At 78.2% G+C, this 1,639-nt stretch carries 2 protein-coding genes; one reads left to right on the top strand and one right to left on the bottom strand.

The features are described from left to right. On the top strand, nt 1-304 hold a 304-nt coding region (locus GTW67_RS22875; protein ID WP_524539812.1), incomplete at its 5' end, for an NsdA family TPR-like regulatory protein. Between the two features lie 9 nt (nt 305-313). Here GTW67_RS22875 and GTW67_RS22870 read toward each other — a convergent pair. Continuing rightward, nucleotides 314-1,639 (bottom strand): NAD(P)/FAD-dependent oxidoreductase (locus GTW67_RS22870; RefSeq protein WP_161166684.1); only part of this gene is annotated, 1,326 nt, incomplete at its 5' end.

The following is a 1,639-nucleotide window of genomic DNA, read 5'->3' as shown; positions in this document are numbered from 1 at the left end:
CTGCCACCGCGACCTCCAGCAGTTCCGCGCCGCCGCCCAGCACGCGGAGCGCTCCCTGCAACTGCGCGCTCCGGCGTACGCCCGCAGCCGGCTGTTCTGCCGGGTCGTCCTCGCCACCGCCCGTCTCGGCCTGGGCGAGCTCGACCAGGCCTGCCAGCTGGCCGCCGAGGCGGCCGGACAGGCGGCCGAGATGCGGTCGGTACGGGCGGCGGAGTACGTGCGCGACTTCGAACGGCGCCTGGAGCCGTACCGGGACGCGGCACCCGTGCGGGGCTACCGGGACAAGGTGGCGGCCCTGCAGTGACGGCGCCGGCTAGGCGGCCCGCGCCGTGGGCAGTGGCTCGGCCGTGTGCATCGGGCGGCCCGCGCCCAGGTCCGTCAGGATGGCCGCCGACGCCCGGTGGGCCGAGTGCAGCGCGCCCTGGACGGTGCTGGTGTCGCGGTGGTCGCCGCACACGTACAGGCCGGCCAGCAGCCGCACCGGCCGCTGCGGGTCGTGCGGCGGGCGCATGGCGGGCACCGCCTCGGCCGTGTGGTGCACGGCCAGGGTCTCCCAGCGGCCCGTCGGCACCCCGTAGAGGCGGGCCAGGTGGATGCGTACGGCGGCGTCGACGTCGGACGGGACGGGGCCGAGGACCGTCGAGGAGACCAGGGCGCGGCCGGCCGGCGCGCGCGACGGGTCCACGTGGCTGACCACCGCCGTGTGGGCGACCGGCCCGCCGCGGTCCGCGTCGAGCAGCAGGGACGCGCCGGTCGCCGGGGGCTCGTCGGTCGTGTGGTGCACCACCGTCACCGGATGGAAGTCCGGCACCCGCAGTCCCGGCAGCAGCTCGGCGGCGGCGCGGGCGTCGGTCGCTACCAGGACGGCCCGGCAGCGGATGACGCCGTGCTCGGCGGTGGTCACCGCGTTGGTGGCGACCGAGGTGACCCGGACGCCGGTGTGCACGGTGCCCGGCGGCAGCGTCCGCGCCAGCGCCTCCGGCACGGTCTCCGCCCCGCCCTCGGGCAGCACCGGCCGTCCGCTCGCGAAGGCGCGCAGCGCGAGGTCCGCGCACCGGCTGGAGGTGGTCAGGTCCGGGTCGTGCAGCAGGGCGGCGAGCAGCGGACGCAGGAAGCCGTCGACCGTGCGGGCGGGCAGCCCGCGGGCCGCCAGCGCCTGGGCGGCGGGCAGCTCCGGGCGGGCCAGCAGTCGTTCGACGGGGGTGTTCGCGAGGCGGGTCAGCGCGGCGCCGAGCCGGGCCTGGTCGACGGCGGTGCCCAGCGGGGCGCCCGGGCGCGGCCGGGGGGCGGCCACGGGCCGTCCCGGCACCCGGGGGGCGGGAACACTACGCCGGGGCGCTGAACCGGCCCTGGGGGCGCTCGCAAAGGCGCGCACCGTATGGAGTGCGCCCCTCGCGCCCCGCGCGGCGACCGGGGCGCCCGCGCGGTGGTGGCGTCCCTCGCTGTGCAGCAGCACCCCGGGCGCGAACGGCAGCAGCGCGAGGCCGTCGAGCCCGGGGGTGAGGCGCAGTTCGGGATACGCCGTGGAGAGCAGCTGTCCGATCCTGTCGAGCCGGAATCCGTCGACCTTCTCGGTCGCCATCCGGCCGCCCACGCCATGGGCGGCCTCCAGGACCGTGGTCGTCACTCCTGCGCTGGT

The sequence above is a fragment of the Streptomyces sp. SID5910 genome (assembly GCF_009862125.1).
Lineage (GTDB): Bacteria > Actinomycetota > Actinomycetes > Streptomycetales > Streptomycetaceae > Streptomyces.
This window is presented reverse-complemented; position numbering and strand designations above follow the sequence as displayed.